The sequence below is a fragment of the Pseudomonas putida genome (assembly GCF_028682475.1).
GTDB lineage: Bacteria > Pseudomonadota > Gammaproteobacteria > Pseudomonadales > Pseudomonadaceae > Aquipseudomonas > Aquipseudomonas putida_AG.
In genome coordinates this window covers 1-1,170 of record NZ_JANHLE010000076.1, presented here as the reverse complement: position 1 = coordinate 1,170, position 1,170 = coordinate 1, and the positions used below count along the sequence as shown (strand labels likewise).

General features: G+C 55.0%; 2 protein-coding genes. Both read right to left on the bottom strand.

Features of this window, described 5'->3' with window-relative positions:
• Positions 1 to 803 (bottom strand): IS3 family transposase (locus tag NPS47_RS25170; RefSeq protein ID WP_274297422.1); only part of this gene is annotated, 803 nt, incomplete at its 3' end.
• 35 nt (positions 804 to 838) lie between these two features.
• The coding region (locus NPS47_RS25165) for a transposase (protein ID WP_274297421.1) at positions 839 to 1,170 on the bottom strand (332 nt) is incomplete at its 5' end.

The following is a 1,170-nucleotide window of genomic DNA, read 5'->3' as shown; positions in this document are numbered from 1 at the left end:
CAAGCTGCCAACTGCTCCATTGCTATTGGCGACAGGTAGTTGTTGTAGCTGTGGAGCCTGATTTGGTTGTAGCGCAAGAAGAAGCTGGTCATATCCTGTCTGGCTTCTTCGATCGTTGCATAGCCCTTGGCGGGCACCCATTCTGATTTGAGCGTGCCAAATAAGCGCTCCGTTGGTGCGTTGTCCCAGCATTGGCCTCTGCGGCTCATGCTTTGGGTTATGCCATGCTCAAGCAGTTCGGATTGGAAACGTTGGCTGGTGTATTGGCAGCCTTGATCCGAATGAAACATCAAGCCCGCATGTTTGCCTCGTACTTCCACCGCCATTCCCAAGGCCTTGCTGACCAGGTGGGCATCATTGATCAGAGAAAATGCCCAGCCAATGACCCGACGGGCGAACAGGTCAATGACCACGGCCAAGTGATACCAGCGCTTCCCAATCATCAGGCTGGTTACGTCACCGCACCACACCTGATTGATTGCCGTGGGCTGGAAGTTACGTTCAAGGACATTCTTGGCCACAAATGCCTCTACACCTCTGGAGCGATACGGGTGGCGACGGCGCTGCCTGCTGGTCAGGTTCGCCTCCGCCATGAGTCTTCCAGCTAGATACCTTCCAACCTTTAGCTGCTGGGCCTTCAAGTACTGAGAAATCATTCTCGCACCGGCACTTCCCCTGCTTTCAGCATGCAGTTGCACGACCTTTGCCCTGAGCACATCACGCTCGGTATTGGGTACCGAGCGGCGATCAAGCCAGTCATAAAACGCACTGCGGGAAACGCCCAGAGCGCTGCAAAGCTGAATGGTCGGATACGAGCCTGACTCTCTCAGCTCCTCGATCAGGAAAAACGATCGGGATCCGACATCAAGAGAGCGGTAGCCTTTTTTAGGATTTCGGCCTCGGTCTCTAAACGCTTGATCTTGGCGCGTAACTGCTGGAGCTCCCGCTGCTCATCGCTAATTGCCTTGGTACCTGGCACTGGTTGCCCTTTCTGACGCTCTTTACGAACCTGGTCTACCCAGCGGCGCAGAGCTGTGGGGCCGACGTCCATTGATGCGCAGACCTCGGGAACCGAGCAGTTGTCGTCAAGAACCATGCTTGCAGCACGTTGCTTGAACTCGCGGGTATAAGTCTTTCGTTCTTGCATGGAACCTCCTGGTTGGGCGAATC